Below are 13,985 nucleotides of genomic sequence, written 5' to 3'. Positions count from 1 at the left end.
TGTTGTCGGGAGGAACACTATCCGCGGCGCTCCGGCCCGCGTGAGGGTTTCCACGCCCGAGCTCCTCCTACACAGCCCGCGGCGGTGCGGCCCCACGACTGGGCCGCCGTCGTGGCGGTCACGGGCGGGGCGGCGCCGGCTGACCGGAAGCCGTTGTGGTTCCGTCAGGCACGGGCGAGGTGCCCTACGGTCAGTACTTCAGCGCCGGCCGGGTGTGGGCGGTGAGCGAGAGCCGAGCCCGCCGCCCGAGCGCCGCGTACCCGGGGCCGGAGCGCGGCCATGACGAGCGCCGAACCCACCACCAGGCGGCGTCTGGGCACCCGGCCGGCCAGCGCCCCGGACCGCGTGGACGCCACGAGGTAGGCGGCCGCGCCGCCCGCCAGCAGCCACCCCGCCGCGGACTCCCGCACGCCGAAGCGCTGGATGAAGTACGCGCCGGCGAAGGTCAGCAGCGCTGTCCAGCCGGCGTACCCGACGGTCTCCGCGCCCAGCCAGCGCCGCGCGGGCGGCACCGTGACGAGCGCCCGCACCCCCGTGGCGGACCGCCCGGCCGGCACGGGCGTCGCGAGATGGGCCGTCGCCATCACGGCGGCCGCGACGGCCGCGGGCACCGCCTGGGCGGCCCGCCACGAGAGCCGCTCGGTCAGCGCCGCGGCGAGCGGGTTGACCAGGATCCATGCCGCCGCATTCGCCGAGGCCACGTACCCGGTGGCCGCCGCCCGGCGCTCCGGGGCGAACGCGGCCAGGCCGGCGAACGCACCCGAGAGCAGGAGGGCGAACGCGAGACCCACCACGGCGTGGGCGATGAGGAAGGACGTCGTGCTCCGCGACGCCGCCACGGCCGCGCAGGCCGCCACGGCCGAGCCGGCGAGCAGGAGCCGCGAGACCCGGGCGGCGTCGGCCCGCGCGCTGATCGCCACCGACGCGGTGATGGACACCGCGGCGGTGACCGGGCGCGCCCGGCCCACCGTGGCGACCGAGGCGCCCAGGTCGGCGCCGATCGCCACGATCGTGGGCGCCAGCACGACCAGCAGCGCCTGGGACGCCATCGCGCCCAGCACCAGCGGGACGAGGGCCCGCACCCTGGAGGCCGCCATGACTGTCAATGTCCATGGCCGGTGCCGGGTGCGCCACCGGCGCAGGCGCCCCCGGGAGCCCGCAAGTGCCCTGGTGGGTCAGTGGCCGTGGTGCCGCGCGACGTAGCCGACGATGCGCCGGACTGTCTCGGCGGCGTCCGGGTCCAGGGACCCGGTGTCGACGCCGACGTGCTCCCGGCCGTCGTCGTCGGCGAAGGCGCGCACGGACACCCGCCGGGAGAGGTGCGGGACGATCGTGAGCAAGGCCTGCTGCACCTCGATGACGGCGGCCACGAGGTCGGTGTGCTCAGGTGCGGTGGCGGTCAACGGTCACCCATCGCGTTCACACACTCATTATCGAACAGTTGTTCGCCTCAGTCCAGGGGTGTGGATGGGGCATCTTCTGCTGCCTCGCGGCCGCCGGCCGGCCGCGGGGTGTTACCGGAAGTCAGCGAGCCACAGGTCCGGCCCGAAGACCTCGGACTGGATGTCCCGCGGGCGCACGCCCAGCACGACGTGGTCGCTGCGCACGGCCTGCATGAGGCCAAGGGGGTAGGTCAGCCCGTGTCTGGGCGCGTGCGTCCGCGCTGCGGCCCGGACCGTCCTAGGTGCCGGCCGGGTTCGGACCGCTCTAGGCGCCTGCGAAGAAGGCGACGATCGCGCCGGCGAGTGCGGCGACGTCGCCCACGTGCGCGAGCTCCCGCGCGGAGTGCATCGACAGGAGCGGGATGCCGACGTCCACGGTGCGGATGCCCAGCCGGGTGGCGGTGAGGGGCCCGATCGTCGAGCCGCACGGGACGGCGTTGTTCGACACGAACTCCTGCCACGGCACCCCGGCGCGCTCGCAGGCCCGCGACCACAGCGCGGCGCCGTGCGCGTCGGTGGCGTAGCGCTGGTTGGCGTTGATCTTCAGCAGCGGTCCACCGCCGAGCATCGGCGCGTTCACCGGGTCGTGCCGCTCGGGGTAGTTCGGGTGGACGCCGTGCCCTGTGTCGGCCGAGACGCACCAGGAGCCGGCGTACGCGCGCAGCAGCTCCTGGGTCGTGCCGCCCGAGACGCGGGCGAGCACGTCGGCCAGGAACGGGCCGCTCGCGCCGGAGCGCGACGCCGAGCCCAGCTCCTCGTGGTCGAACGCCGCGAGCACGCTCACGTGGTCGCCGTCCGTCGGCGCGGCGAGCAGCGCGGTGAGGCCGGCATGAACGGAGGAGAGGTTGTCCATGCGCCCGGCCGCGAGGAGCTCGTCGCCCTGCCCGAACCGCCGCGGCGCCTGCGTGTCCGCCGTCAGGACGTCGTAGCCCGCCACCTGGGCAGCGGGGAGTCCCGCGGCCTCCGCGAGGCGGTCGAGCACGTCGCCCAGGCTGCCGACGCCGAACACTGGGGTCGTGTGCCGCTGCCGGTCGAGCGTGAGGCCGTCGTTGACGGAGCGGTCGAGGTGGATCGCGAGCTGCGGGATCCGCAGGAACGGCCCGGTGCGCACGAGGTGCTCGGCACCGTCGCGGGTGACCAGCCGGCCGGCGAGCTCAAGCTCGCGGTCGAGCCAGGAGTTCAGCAGCGGCCCGCCGTAGACCTCGACGCCGGCCTGCAGCCACCCGTGGGCCCTGATCGTCGGCCGGGGCTTCAGCTTGAAGCCGGGGGAGTCGGTGTGGGCGCCGAGGATGCGGAACGGGGAGACGGCGGTCGCGCGCTCGGGCTTGGCCCAGGCGATGACGGCGCCGTCCCGGAGGACGTAGTGCCGGCCGGCGCCCTGCCAGTCCTCCATCTCGTCCAGGCGCGCGAACCCCGCCGCCTCGAGGCGGCGTCCGGCCCCCGCGGCCGCGTGGTAGGAGGAGGGCGAGGCGGCGAGGAAGGCGGTCAGGTCATCGATGTGGTCAGCGGTGTCAGGCACGGTCCGATTCAAGCACCCCGGGTCGCGCCGCACGACGGCGGCGCACCCCTCGCGCGCTATGCGGGGTGGGTGCCCTCGACGTAGTACCAGCGCCCGTCCTCGCGCACGAACCGGCTCACCTCGTGCAGCCGCCCGCGCCCCGCGGCGTCACGGTAGTGCGCCACGAACTCGACGACGCCCGTCGTGTCGAACGGGCCGCCCGCCGCGGCCCGGAGGATGTCCAGGCGCCGCCATTCCGTGTCGTCATCCAGGTCGAGGGCACCGGGGCGCGTGGCCGGGTGCCAGGTTGCGAGCAGGTAGTCCGCGTCGCCGACGGCGAACGCGCTGAAGCGCGACCGCATGAGCGCCTCCGCCGTGGGGGCGTGCGGGCTGCCGACGGCGAGGCCCGCGTGGAACCGCCCGCAGCAGGCCCCGTAGGTCTCGCCCGACAGGCAGGGGCAGCGGGCGTCGCCGGGCAGGGGAGAGGGTGGCACGAGACCATTGTGGTGGCACACGTGTGTAGCGGTGCCGCGTCGCGGGGGCGCGGACGCTCACCGCGACGCCACGGAGGACAGACAGCGCGAGACGTAGTCCCTCAGCCGGCGGTCTCCACAGCGATGATGTTCCCGTCCGGGTCGGCGAACCAGACCACCCGCTCGTCACCCATCGACATGACCCCGTCCGACCAGGAGGCGCCGTCCAGGTCGAACGTCTGGAACTCGAGGCCCTTCTCCCGTAGGGCGGCGATCTCGGTGTCGAAGGCGTCGGCGGGCACCTGGAAGGACACGGCCGTGGCCTTGTTCGTCCCGGCGTAGGAGGAGGGGTAGACGAGGAACTGGCTCGCACCCGCGGTGTACAACACCCCGTCCGGGACGTCGTCCCCGGCCGTGAAGCCGAGGACGCCCTCGTAGAACTCGCGCGCAGAGGCCAGGTCCTTGACGGCGAGCGTGGGAACGGGTGTGTAGGTGGAGAGCACGGGAGCCTCCTGTGCGGTTCGGACGGTCATCGGCCGACCGGCAGAGCGTCGGGCGGCGGGGGAGAGGGGACGATCGCTCGGGGCGCCCGGGGGATCAGGCAGAGAACGAGACGATCGACTCGCCCTGCAGGACGTCGGGCGGGGAGACGCTCAACGCCGACAGGTTGGTCCGGATGTACTCGGCCGCCCGCCGGACCGACTCCTGCGTGCCGGTGGCGTCCTCGTAGACGCTGACGCTGAAGCCGCCGTCTGACGTCTTCACCAGGTGGTACGACACGAAGCCGGGGACGCCTCGTATCAGCTCCTCGACCTCGCCGGAACGGCGTCCCAGCTCGTCGATCAGCTCGGAGGCACCCTTGTAGTGCCTGATCACCACGTCCATCGGACCCTCCAGGTGCGCGTCGGTGTCGGCCTCTCACAGGGCGCACACCGGGCATCGCCCTGGACGGCGCGGGGCGCGGCGATGCAAACCTGCACGTCTACCGTACGCGGGGGGCACGGGCGCGTAAGGCCCCCATTCGTGGGGCAGGTTGGCCCGGAGACTCAGAGGCGGCGAAGGGTCTCGGGATCGCCCGCGCCGCCGAAGAAGCGGTCGAGCACCCGCTGGAAGGCGGGCTCGCCGGGCGCGGCGCGCGCGAAGAGCGTCATGGACGAGCGCAGCTTCACGGCGTCGATGTCACCGAAGACCTCCTCCGCGCTACCGGCACCGGTCTCGGCGACGACCTGCGCGCTCTCGCGCAGCCGCGGCCCGAGGACGGGGTGGCGGGCGTAGGCCTGCGCCTCGGCCAGCGACGAGACCGCAAAGCGTCGGGAGGTCGCGCTCCTGCCCAGTCCCGCGATCTGCGGGAAGACGAACCACATCCAGTGGCTCGTCTTGCGGCCACGGCGCAGCTCGGCGAGCGCCTCGTCGTAGGTGCCGTTGGCGTCCTGGGCGGTGACGAAGCGCTCGAGGTCGTACGTGTCGTGCACGGGCGTTTCCCCCTCCTGGTCCCCCTTGCGGCCGAGTCGGTCGCGGCACGAGGCGATCGTCAGGACACCGGCGGGGCCGCCGCTGCGGAGGACGCCATGTCGCGGACCATCTTGGCGATCATGTCCCGGGCGAGCCCCATGAGCACATCCATCTCGTGGACGTTCCCGCAGGGCAGGGCGGAGATCCTGTCGGCGGCCTCGTTGAGCGCACGGACGCGCTCGTCGAGGCGGAGGTCATGCTCGTTCAGCACGGCAGCGGTGCACATGGGTCGTCCTCCTTCGGGCACGCCGGGATGGCTTCGCGGACGCGAGACTCTCAAGATCCTGCGCATACCTTGTTATTCGGCTGCCGCCCTGCGGACGGATGCAGCGGCTAACCGCGCCCCGGCCGGGCGCGTCCCGTGCCGCGCCCGGCCACGCGGCACCGGGGCCGAAGGGGCCCCGTCCGTGCGATATGCGCATGCCCAAGATCTATCAGGGACCACTGACATCGCGGTCGCCGCGGCAGGGGCCCGCGCCGGGCCCCGCGCTCACTCGGCGCGGCCGGCCCAGCCGGATGGCCGTGGCGGCGCCGCGACAGGAGGACGACGGCCGTGAGGGTGGGACGCCCGACGACCGTCGGGCACCCCACCCGCGACGACCGTCGGGCACCCGACCCGGCCGGAGGAGCTAGCGGGACCGCTCGGACGCGCCGGCGCTCGCGGGCTGAGGCGCGAACGCCCCGCGGTAGCGGGCGGCGGGGTGTCGCTCGTTGAGCCTGTCCGTGCCGAACAGCTTGCGGCGCAGGGTGCCCTCGGCGTACTCGGTCTTGGCCAGGCCGCGGCGCTGCAGGGTGGGCAGGAGCAGCTCGTTGAACTCCTCGAACGTCCCGGGCAGGCGCATGTTCATGAGGTTGATGCCGTCCACCCCGGCCGCCTGCCAGGCCCCCAGCTGGTCGGCGATCTCCTCCGCGGTGCCCGCCACGTACCCGTTGCGCAGCCGCGCGCCGGCGAGGTCGGCGAGCGTCGGCTCGCGGTCCGGCGTCGCCCGGCGCAGCCACTCCACGTGCGCCCGTCCACCGTTGTTCGGGATGTCCTTGAGCAGGGTGTCGTCCGGCAGGCGGGTGCCGTCCGGCAGGATGCCCAGCGAGGCGTGCGTGAGGTAGCCGGTGACGGACGCGTACCGGAGGTACTCGGCCTCCCGCGCGGCGACCTCCTCGTGGCTGCCGCCGATGACGAGGGTGAGCCCCTGGTAGAACGTGACGTCCGCCGGCGCACGCCCCGCCGCGACGGCGAGGTCGCGCGTGCGGGAGATCTGGTCGCGGGCCACGCCGGGGTTCGGCGTCATGATGAAGACGGCTTCGGCGTTCTCCGCGGCGAAGCGCGTGCCGCGGGGGGAGCCGCCGGCCTGGAAGAGCACCGGGGTGCGCTGCGGCGACGGCGAGGGCAGGTGCGGGCCCTCGACCTGGTAGCGCGGGCCCTCGTGGTAGATCTTGTGGATCTTCGCCGGGTCGGAGAACCGGCCCCCCTCCTTGTCCCCCAGCAGGGCGCCGTCGTCCCAGGAGCCCTCCCACAGCTTGTAGACCACCTCGAGGTACTCGTCCGCCCAGTCGTAGCGGGCGTCGTGCTCGACCAGGGCGGGGAGACCGAAGTTCCGGGCCGCGTTCTCCTGCGTGGACGTCACGACGTTCCAGGCGATCCGACCGCCGGAGATGTGGTCGAGGGTGGAGACCTGGCGGGCGAAGTTGAACGGGTGGTTCTGCATGACGTTGGACGTCAGGGCCAGCCCGAGGTGCTTCGTGTGGGTGGCCAGCGCGCCGAGCAGCACCGCCGGGTCGTTGGACGGGATCTGCAGGCCCTCGTGGACGTTGTCCACGTACTGCCCGTCCGCCGGGCCGTACAGGCCGGTCACGTCGGCGAAGAACATGGCGTCGAAGAGGCCGGCCTCCAGCGTCTTGGCGAGGTCGATCCACAGGTTGACGTCGTTGAACTCGGCCTGCCGGGCGCCCGGGTGGCGCCACTGCCCGTGATGGATGTGCGAGCCGGTGTTCATGACGAAGGCGTTGAACAGCAGGTGAGTCACTTCGCTTGCTCCTTGTCCAGGGTCGATGCGGCGACTCCGACGGCGCCGACGAGGTCGGGGATGCCGCCGTTGACGGCGTGGTCGCCGAGGATCCGGGCGCGGTAGACGACCGGATTGTGCGAGAGGATCGTCCGCGCGTTGCGCCAGTGCCGATCCAGTGAGGCGCTGACCCGCACGGCGGACGAGCCGAGGGCGTCGAACAGGTGCGTGGCCGCCCGGGGCACGAGACCGGCGAGCACGACCTGGACGCGGTAGACATCGAGCTCGACGCCGTAGGTCGCCTCGAGCGAGGGGACGCCGGTGCGCGACTGGACGTGCTCCTCGCGCGCCGCGGCGAAGGCGGGCGCCGTGGAGAGCACCAGGGCCCGGGCGGCGTGGGCCGTGCTCGCGATCTCGCCGACGATCTGGAGGATCTGCGGATCTTCCCGGGCGAGGTCGGCGTTGCCGTGGCTGTACACCCTGCTGCGGTGACGGACCGCGTCCGCCGTGTCGTCCGAGAGCCGCCGCGCAATACCCGCGACCGCGGCGAGCAGGACGATCTGGTACACCGCACCGAGGTAGCTGAGCCGCTCCGACCGGTGCTGGAGCGCACCGGGTTCGACGACGGCGTTGGTGAAGACCGTCGTCCCGGTCCCGGTGAGCTTCTGGCCGAAACCGTCCCAGTCATCGCTGAGCTCGACGCCGGGCTGTCTCGCCGAGACAAGCACGTTGACCTGCTCACCATCCGCGAGCGAGGCGGAGGCGTCGATCCAGTCCGCGAAGATGCTGCCGGTGGAGTAGAACTTCGTCCCCGTCAGCCGCCACCCGTCACCATCGGGCACCAGGACCGTCTGCTTCTTCAGGAGCGGCGTGCTGCCCGGCTCGGTGGAGGCGTTCCCGACGATCTCTCCCCGCCCGAAGCGGGTTAGCCAGCGGTCCCGTGTCTCGCTTGGCGGGGCGGCAAGCTGCTCCTCGACGACGGCGATGTGGCCACGGTAGAGATGCGCCACGTTGGGGTCGGCGGCGCCGAGGTCGACCAGGAGGGACAGGAACTGCTTCCAGCCGGCCCCATAGCCGCCGTGCTCCCGGGGAACGCGGAGCGCGCCGAAGCGGACCTCGCGCAGCCAAGCGACCGGCTCGAAGGGAAGCACACGATCTGACTCCCGCTCGAGCGCCGTCGCGGCGATGCGCTCGAGCACGGGCCTGAAGACCGCGGCGAGGTCGGCGTCGCTCGGGCGCCCCGGGCCATGGGCTCCCGGCGTGAGAGCCCGTGCCCTCAGCCCGGAGGGCGCCGTGCCTCCGGGTGCCGTGCCGTGCCGTGCGGTGGTCGTTGTCATGCGGGGACCTCTTCCTTCTGTGGCGGTGCAAGGCGGGGGATGGCCGCGATGAGCTCGCGGCTGTACGGATGGCGGGGCGTGTCGAACACACTGCCCACGTCGCCCTGCTCGACGACGCGTCCGTCCTTCATGACGAGCACCCGATGGCTGACGTGGTTGATCACCGCGAGGTCGTGCGAGATGAAGAGGTAAGAGACCCCGGTCTCGCGCTGGAGGTCGACGAGAAGGTCGAGCACCTGAGCCTGGATCGAGACGTCCAGGGCCGAGACGGGTTCGTCGCACACGATGACGCGCGGCCTCGGGGCCAGGGCCCGGGCGATCGCCACCCGCTGCCGCTGTCCTCCCGAGAGCTCGAGCGGGCGGCGCCCGAGCACCCCGGTCGGCAGGCCGACCGAGTCGAGCAGCTCGCCCGCGGCCTGCCGGCGCCGGCCCCTCGGCACGCCGGCGACCCCCAGGGCCTCACCGAGGACCCGGGCGACGGTGTAGCGAGGGTCGAAGGAGCCGAGTGTGTCCTGGTAGACCACCTGGATGGCCCGCCGCTGGGCGACGCGCTCGCGCTTGTCGAGATCGGCCCAGGCGCGCCCATCGATTTCGACGCGGCCGGAGTCCGGCTCGGTGAGCCCGAGGAGAATCCGGGCCGTGGTCGTCTTGCCGGACCCGGACTCCCCGACGAGGCCGACGGTCTCGCCGGCGTGAAGCTCGAAGGTGACGTCGTCGACGGCCGTGTGGCGATGGCCGCCGGGGGACCTGAAGACCTTGGTCACGGAGTGCGCCCGGGCCACGACGGTCCCGGAGGCACGGTTCAGGCGGAGCGACCGCCCCTCGGGGACGGCGTCGATGAGGAGGCGGGTGTAGTCCTCCCGCGGGGCGAACAGCACCTCCCCGGCGGGCCCGGCCTCGACGATCTCGCCGTCGTGCATCACCGCGATGCGGTCGGCTAGTCGGCTGACGACGGCGAGGTCGTGGCTGATGACGAGCAGGGCCAGCCCCTCGGCCTTGAGGTCCTCGAAGAGCTCGAGGATCTGTGCCTGGACGGTGACGTCGAGGGCCGTGGTGGGCTCGTCCGCGATGATGAGGTCCGGGTCGCCCGCCAGCGCGGTCGCGATGAGCGCACGCTGGCGAAGGCCGCCAGAGAGCTCGTGCGGGAGCTGGTCGGCGCGGCGCGCCGCCTCCGGGATGCCCGCACGCTCGAGCAGCGCGACGGCACGGTCCCGACGCTCGGACCTGGTCATCCCAGGAGCGTGGGCCGCGATGGCTTCCTCGACCTCCCGGCCAACCGTGCGGAGCGGGTCGAGAGAGACCAGGGCGTCCTGCAGCACGAAGCCGATCCTGTTGCCCCGGACGGAGCGCCAGCCCCGCTCCGACAGGGTGAGCAGGTCGGTCCCGTCGAGCTCGAGCCGGCCGGCGTCTACCTGGGAGCCTGCCCCGGCGAGCCCGATGAGCGCGCGGGCAGTGACAGACTTTCCCGAGCCGGACTCACCCACGATCGCCAGGCATTCGCCCCGGCGCAGCTCGAACGAGGAGTCCTTCACGACGGCGGCGTTGTGGCGGAACGCCACTCGCAGGCCGGTCACCTTGAGCAGTGCAGTCTCGGCGTGTGCAGGACTCCCCGGGCTCGTGAGCGTCTGGACGCTCATGCTGTTCTCCCTTCGAACCTTGCCTGGAGTGCGCGGCCGAGCACGCTCGTGCTGACCACGAGCGCGGTGATGGCGAGTCCCGGGAAGGCGCCGTACCACCACGCCTGCTGGATGAATGTCCGGGCCGTGGAGAGCATTGACCCCCACTCGGGGGTGGGCGGGGAGACCCCGAGGCCGATGAAGCTCAGCGCGGCGCCGGCAAGTGTGGCCGTGCCCACACCGATCGTCGCGATGACGATGAGCGGACGGACGGCGTTGGGCAGCACGTGCCGCACGAGCACCTGTGCCGGGCGCAGGCCGAGGGCATGTGCGGCCTCCACATAGCTTGAGCCGCGGACGCCGAGCGTCTGGGCCCGGATGACGCGGGCGTAGCTGGGGATGGTGGCGATTCCGATCGCGATGAGCGCGTTCCGGGGGCCGGGGCCGGCGACCGCGATGAGCACCAGGGCGAGGAGCATCTCGGGAAATGCCAGGCCGACGTCGACGATCCGCATGAGCAGCGAGCTGGTCACGCGGTTGCCCAGCGCGGCCGACAGGCCGAGCAGGGTGCCGCCGACGAGGGCGATCGCGACGGCCCCGAACCCGAGCAGGAGCGAGTTCGCCGCTCCGTGGACGATGCGGCTGAGCACGTCCCGGCCGTTCTCGTCCGTGCCGAACACGTGCTCGGCGCTCGGGGCGGCAAGGATCTTCTGCGGGTTGACCTCGTCGTATCCGTACGGGGCGAGGAGTGCCGGCGCGACCGCCGCGACCACGAAGAGGGCCAGCACGACGCCGGCGAGAACCACCGGGATGCTGCCGCCGGTGCTCCGGCGTGCCCGGCGGCGCACAGAGGTTGCCGGTGCGGCCGTGGAGGGCGCGACGGGCTGCTGGGCTGTGTCGATGAGGCTCATGCTGGCTGTTCCCTCAGGCGGCGGTCGATGACGGGGTAGGCGAGGTCGACGAGAAGGCTGACGACGGCGAAGACGGCGGCGCTGAGCAGGACGACGCCCATGACGACGGGGAGGTCCTGCCCGGTCACGGAGCTGAGCAGCAGCCGCCCGATGCCCTGCCTGTTGAAGAGCGTCTCCGTGACGACGGCGCCGCCGAGGAGGGCGCCGACGAGGTAGCCCGACATCGTCAGGTATGGCACGAGGGCATGCCGCAGGGCGTGTCTGAGCCGGATAGCCGTGTCTGTGAGCCCGCGCGCCCGGGCGCTGACGATGAACGGCTGCTCGAGGGCTTCCTCCAGGGCGGTGCGCAGGACCTGGGTGAGCAGGCCGGCGATCGGCAGGCCCAGGGTGAGCGCGGGCAGGACCACCGACAACGGGTCGGAGCTGGTGATCGCGGGGAACCAGCCCAGTCCGTAGGAGAACGTGCTGAGCAGGAGCAGGCCGAGCCAGAAGGTCGGCGTCGAGGCCAGCGTCAGCTCGACAGCCCCGGAGACCCGGCGGCTCGGGCGTCCGGCCGTCAGGAGCGCGACGACGGCGGAGACCACCGTGGCGACGACGGCGGCGGACAGGGCCAGCACGAGGGTGGGGCCCGCCTGCTCGGCGATGGCTGCGGAGACCGGTGTCTGGAGGCGGTACGACGTCCCGAGGTCACCCGTGAGAAGGCCACCGAGATAGGTCGCGAGCTGCACGTGGAGCGGCTGGTCCAGCCCGTAGTCCGCCCGGATCTGCGCCAGGAGCTCGGGTGTCGGCTGGGCGTCCGGCCCTCCCGCGATGGCGAGTGCCGGATCGCCCAGGGCGCGGACGGCGACGAACGTGACGAGCGCGGCCCCGAGGACGACCCCGACTGCGGCAGCCACACGAAGGACGATGTGGCGCGCCATCAGCGGTCGAGCCAGACGTCGAACCAGTACGGCTGCAGGTAGGCGTAGTCGAAGATGACGCCCTTGACGTCGTTCGGGAATGCCGCCGTGCGGGGGTCACCGTAGAGCGGGACGCTTGGCGCCTCCTCGACGAGCAACGCCTGCGCGTCGCGGTAGAGCTCGGTCCGCTCCGCGGGGTCGGTCGACTCCCGCGCCTGCTCCACCAGGGCATCGAACTCGGCGTTGGCGAACTGGGACACGTTCTGCCCGAGGACCTCGGGGGTCGAGATGTTGGCCGAGGACCACCGCAGCCACAGCATGTCGGCGGTGTTGCTGGACCAGAGACCGCCGAGGAGGTCGTAGTCGCCGGTCCACTGGCGCTCGGAAAGCTGCTGCCACGGCAGGAGCTCGATCTTGATCTCGATCCCCGCTTCCTTGGCCTGTGCCTGTGCCAGCTCGGTCAGCCGCTTCCGCGCGGCGTTCGTGCCGTCGAGCGGGAGCGCGGCGGTCAGCCGCTCACCGTCCTTGGTCCGGTAGCCCTCGCTGTCCCGCCCGGTCCATCCCGCCTCATCCAGGAGCTCGGCAGCCCGATCCGGGTCGTAGGTCAGCTCGACATCGAGGTCCTCGGCGTAGTCCGGGGTCGAGGGCGTGAGGAAGTTCGACGGCTTCCACTGCCCGAAGGAAGCGGCGGGGACGATCTCCTCGCGGTTGATGGTGTGGAGCAGGGCCTGCCGGACGCGCTTGTCGTCGAAGGGCGCGCGGCTGGTGTTGATGTGCAGGGCGTACGGCGTCCCCGGGCGGATCGCGCGGATGAAGCCGAAGTTGTCGCTCTGCTCGAACTCGGTCACGTTCTCCGGCGGCACGAAGTCGACGGCGTCGACCTCGCCGGACTGCAGCGCGTTGTAGCGCACCGAGTCCTCCCCGGTGAACAGCAGGTGGAGGCCGTCGACGTAAGCCGCGCCCTCGTGGGTGCCCGGCGGGCCCCAGCTGTAGCTCTCGTTGCGCACGTACTGGATGCTCTGGCCCTTGTTCCACTTGTCCACGACGAAGGGGCCGGATCCGATCGGGGCGTCGCATGTGGTCTCGGGCGCCTCGGTGAGCTGCTTGGGAGAGAGCAGGGCGAAGTAGCTCTGGGCGAGGATGTTGATGAAGGAGTTGTAGGGCTGCTTGAGGTGCACCTCGAGCGTGTCCTCGTCGAGGACGACGGACTCCTGGTAGGGCTTGAAGTACGCGGCGGAGAGCTGCGACTTCGTCGCGGGGTCGACGATGTAGTCGAAGTTCATCTTGACGGCCCCGGCGTCGAGAGGAGTCCCGTCGGTGAAGGTGACGCCGTCACGGATGTGGAGCGTGTAGACCGTGCCGTCGTCGGACACCTCGTAGCCGGTGGCGAGCCAGGGCTCGAACGTGCCGTCCTCCGTCTGCCAGAAGAGCGAGTCTGAGTACGGGCGCGAGGTGATGACGCCGGCGGTGGCGTCGATGAGCGGGTTCAGGCAGGCGGGCTCCTGGCCGTTCGTGGCCACGGTGAGAGCGCCACCGGACTTGGGCGCCCCGTCCTGGGTGGTCTCGTTGCTCGCTGCCGATCCCCCCGCACAGGCGGTCAGGAGGAGGGCCGGGGCCAGCGTCGCGGCGACCGCGAGGCCGCGGGCAGGGGCGGAAGAGCGCCGTGGGTGGGTCATGGTGCCTCTTTCGTCGAGAGTGGGGTCGGCCGGCGGTGCCGGGGCCGTCGTGGTCAGGGACGCAGGCTCGCCCGGGGGCAGCTGTCGCGTCTGGGTGGGTCGGCTCGGCCGCGGAGTCGGCAGGGCCCGGACCTCCCGAGAGGGCTGTCGCGTCCCGGTGACGGGGCCGGGCTGGTGAGGGGGCGTCCTGCGCGGGGACCCGGGTGGGTCAGCCGGCGCAGGACCTGCGCATGTGCGGCGCGGGACGCACGTCCGGGCGCAGGGCCGCACGGCCATCGAGGAGGCGGGAGGCGCGGTGACAGGTGCAGGAAGGTGACTTCATCGTGCTCTCCAACCTTGTCGCTCTGCGCCCCTCGGGCGGTCCGGTGTGCTCAACCGTGACGATGGCAGGGCGCGACGGAGCCGTCGGCCAGGTGGCGTGGCCGGCTTACGATGTGGGACGCGCGCGCCGCTTCAACCAGGCGCGTCTCTCCAGGTGGACAAACCGGGCGCGATCGGTCCGATGTTGCGCGTCTCTGCCGCAGACCCAGGTGTGGTGGCGTCGTCGCCCCCAACCGGTGCTGCGCTCCGCCCACGACACACCTGGGGCCTGCGGACCGGGTCCTCGTCGACGGCCCAGCC

Annotated in this window: 14 protein-coding genes; all 14 read right to left on the bottom strand. The window is 72.4% G+C overall.

All coding sequences use genetic code 11. The features are described 5' to 3' along the window. Positions 1 to 164 precede the first annotated feature (164 nt). Positions 165 to 1,097 carry an MFS transporter gene (locus EJK16_RS09520; RefSeq protein WP_127128689.1) on the bottom strand — a complete coding sequence of 311 codons (933 nt, stop codon included), beginning with the start codon at positions 1,095 to 1,097 and terminating at the stop codon, positions 165 to 167. A 78-nt stretch (positions 1,098 to 1,175) separates the two neighbouring features. Next, positions 1,176 to 1,403 (bottom strand): hypothetical protein, encoded by a 228-nt coding sequence (locus EJK16_RS09515; RefSeq protein ID WP_127128687.1) that lies wholly within the window; start codon positions 1,401 to 1,403, stop codon positions 1,176 to 1,178. Positions 1,404 to 1,707: 304 nt separating this feature from the next. After that, positions 1,708 to 2,961 carry a M18 family aminopeptidase gene (locus EJK16_RS09510; RefSeq protein ID WP_127128685.1) on the bottom strand — a complete coding sequence of 418 codons (1,254 nt, stop codon included), beginning with the start codon at positions 2,959 to 2,961 and terminating at the stop codon, positions 1,708 to 1,710. Between the two features lie 56 nt (positions 2,962 to 3,017). Then, the gene (locus tag EJK16_RS09505; RefSeq protein ID WP_240645917.1) at positions 3,018 to 3,434 is read right to left on the bottom strand and encodes a YchJ family protein; all 417 of its coding nucleotides are present in this window, start codon (positions 3,432 to 3,434) and stop codon (positions 3,018 to 3,020) included. Positions 3,435 to 3,535: 101 nt separating this feature from the next. Further along, positions 3,536 to 3,916 (bottom strand): VOC family protein, encoded by a 381-nt coding sequence (locus EJK16_RS09500; RefSeq protein WP_127128683.1) that lies wholly within the window; start codon positions 3,914 to 3,916, stop codon positions 3,536 to 3,538. A gap of 94 nt (positions 3,917 to 4,010) precedes the next feature. Further along, the gene (locus tag EJK16_RS09495) at positions 4,011 to 4,298 is read right to left on the bottom strand and encodes a hypothetical protein (RefSeq protein ID WP_127128681.1); all 288 of its coding nucleotides are present in this window, start codon (positions 4,296 to 4,298) and stop codon (positions 4,011 to 4,013) included. Between the two features lie 161 nt (positions 4,299 to 4,459). Next, positions 4,460 to 4,885 carry a DUF1810 domain-containing protein gene (locus EJK16_RS09490; RefSeq protein ID WP_127128679.1) on the bottom strand — a complete coding sequence of 142 codons (426 nt, stop codon included), beginning with the start codon at positions 4,883 to 4,885 and terminating at the stop codon, positions 4,460 to 4,462. A 59-nt stretch (positions 4,886 to 4,944) separates the two neighbouring features. Continuing rightward, positions 4,945 to 5,151, bottom strand: a complete 207-nt coding sequence (locus EJK16_RS09485) for a hypothetical protein (protein ID WP_127128677.1) — start codon at positions 5,149 to 5,151, stop codon at positions 4,945 to 4,947. Between the two features lie 403 nt (positions 5,152 to 5,554). Continuing rightward, positions 5,555 to 6,946 carry an LLM class flavin-dependent oxidoreductase gene (locus tag EJK16_RS09480; protein WP_255411480.1) on the bottom strand — a complete coding sequence of 464 codons (1,392 nt, stop codon included), beginning with the start codon at positions 6,944 to 6,946 and terminating at the stop codon, positions 5,555 to 5,557. Further along, a complete protein-coding gene (locus tag EJK16_RS09475; RefSeq protein WP_127128675.1) occupies positions 6,943 to 8,262 on the bottom strand; it encodes a monooxygenase in 1,320 nt (439 codons plus the stop codon). The genes EJK16_RS09480 and EJK16_RS09475 overlap by 4 nt, the downstream gene beginning before the upstream one ends. Beyond that, positions 8,259 to 9,899: an ABC transporter ATP-binding protein gene (locus EJK16_RS09470; protein WP_127128673.1), complete on the bottom strand. Its 1,641-nt coding sequence runs from the start codon at positions 9,897 to 9,899 to the stop codon at positions 8,259 to 8,261. The genes EJK16_RS09475 and EJK16_RS09470 overlap by 4 nt, the downstream gene beginning before the upstream one ends. Then, positions 9,896 to 10,789, bottom strand: a complete 894-nt coding sequence (locus EJK16_RS09465; protein ID WP_127128671.1) for an ABC transporter permease — start codon at positions 10,787 to 10,789, stop codon at positions 9,896 to 9,898. Before EJK16_RS09465 ends, EJK16_RS09470 begins: the two co-directional genes overlap by 4 nt. Further along, complete coding sequence (locus EJK16_RS09460) at positions 10,786 to 11,709, bottom strand: ABC transporter permease (protein WP_127128669.1); 924 nt, start codon at positions 11,707 to 11,709, stop codon at positions 10,786 to 10,788. Before EJK16_RS09460 ends, EJK16_RS09465 begins: the two co-directional genes overlap by 4 nt. Further along, positions 11,709 to 13,364, bottom strand: coding sequence for an ABC transporter substrate-binding protein (locus EJK16_RS09455; protein WP_127128667.1), 1,656 nt, complete (start codon positions 13,362 to 13,364; stop codon positions 11,709 to 11,711). The genes EJK16_RS09460 and EJK16_RS09455 overlap by 1 nt, the downstream gene beginning before the upstream one ends. Between the last annotated feature and the right edge of the window lie 621 nt (positions 13,365 to 13,985).

This window comes from Georgenia sp. SYP-B2076 (assembly GCF_003991205.1).
Taxonomy (GTDB): Bacteria; Actinomycetota; Actinomycetes; order Actinomycetales; family Actinomycetaceae; genus Georgenia.
The sequence above is the reverse complement of the archived record's forward strand: the minus strand, read 5'-3'. Positions and strand labels throughout refer to the sequence as shown.

Excerpts from the sequence above, each read along its gene's own strand:
- EJK16_RS09455 (WP_127128667.1), bottom strand. The coding sequence starts at position 13,364 with ATGACCCACCCACGGCGCTCTTCCGCCCCTGCCCGCGGCCTCGCGGTC.
- EJK16_RS09520 (WP_127128689.1), bottom strand. The coding sequence starts at position 1,097 with ATGGCGGCCTCCAGGGTGCGGGCCCTCGTCCCGCTGGTGCTGGGCGCG.
- EJK16_RS09495 (WP_127128681.1), bottom strand. The coding sequence starts at position 4,298 with ATGGACGTGGTGATCAGGCACTACAAGGGTGCCTCCGAGCTGATCGAC.
- EJK16_RS09485 (WP_127128677.1), bottom strand. The coding sequence starts at position 5,151 with ATGTGCACCGCTGCCGTGCTGAACGAGCATGACCTCCGCCTCGACGAG.
- EJK16_RS09465 (WP_127128671.1), bottom strand. The coding sequence starts at position 10,789 with ATGAGCCTCATCGACACAGCCCAGCAGCCCGTCGCGCCCTCCACGGCC.
- EJK16_RS09460 (WP_127128669.1), bottom strand. The coding sequence starts at position 11,709 with ATGGCGCGCCACATCGTCCTTCGTGTGGCTGCCGCAGTCGGGGTCGTC.
- EJK16_RS09470 (WP_127128673.1), bottom strand. The coding sequence starts at position 9,899 with ATGAGCGTCCAGACGCTCACGAGCCCGGGGAGTCCTGCACACGCCGAG.
- EJK16_RS09475 (WP_127128675.1), bottom strand. The coding sequence starts at position 8,262 with ATGACAACGACCACCGCACGGCACGGCACGGCACCCGGAGGCACGGCG.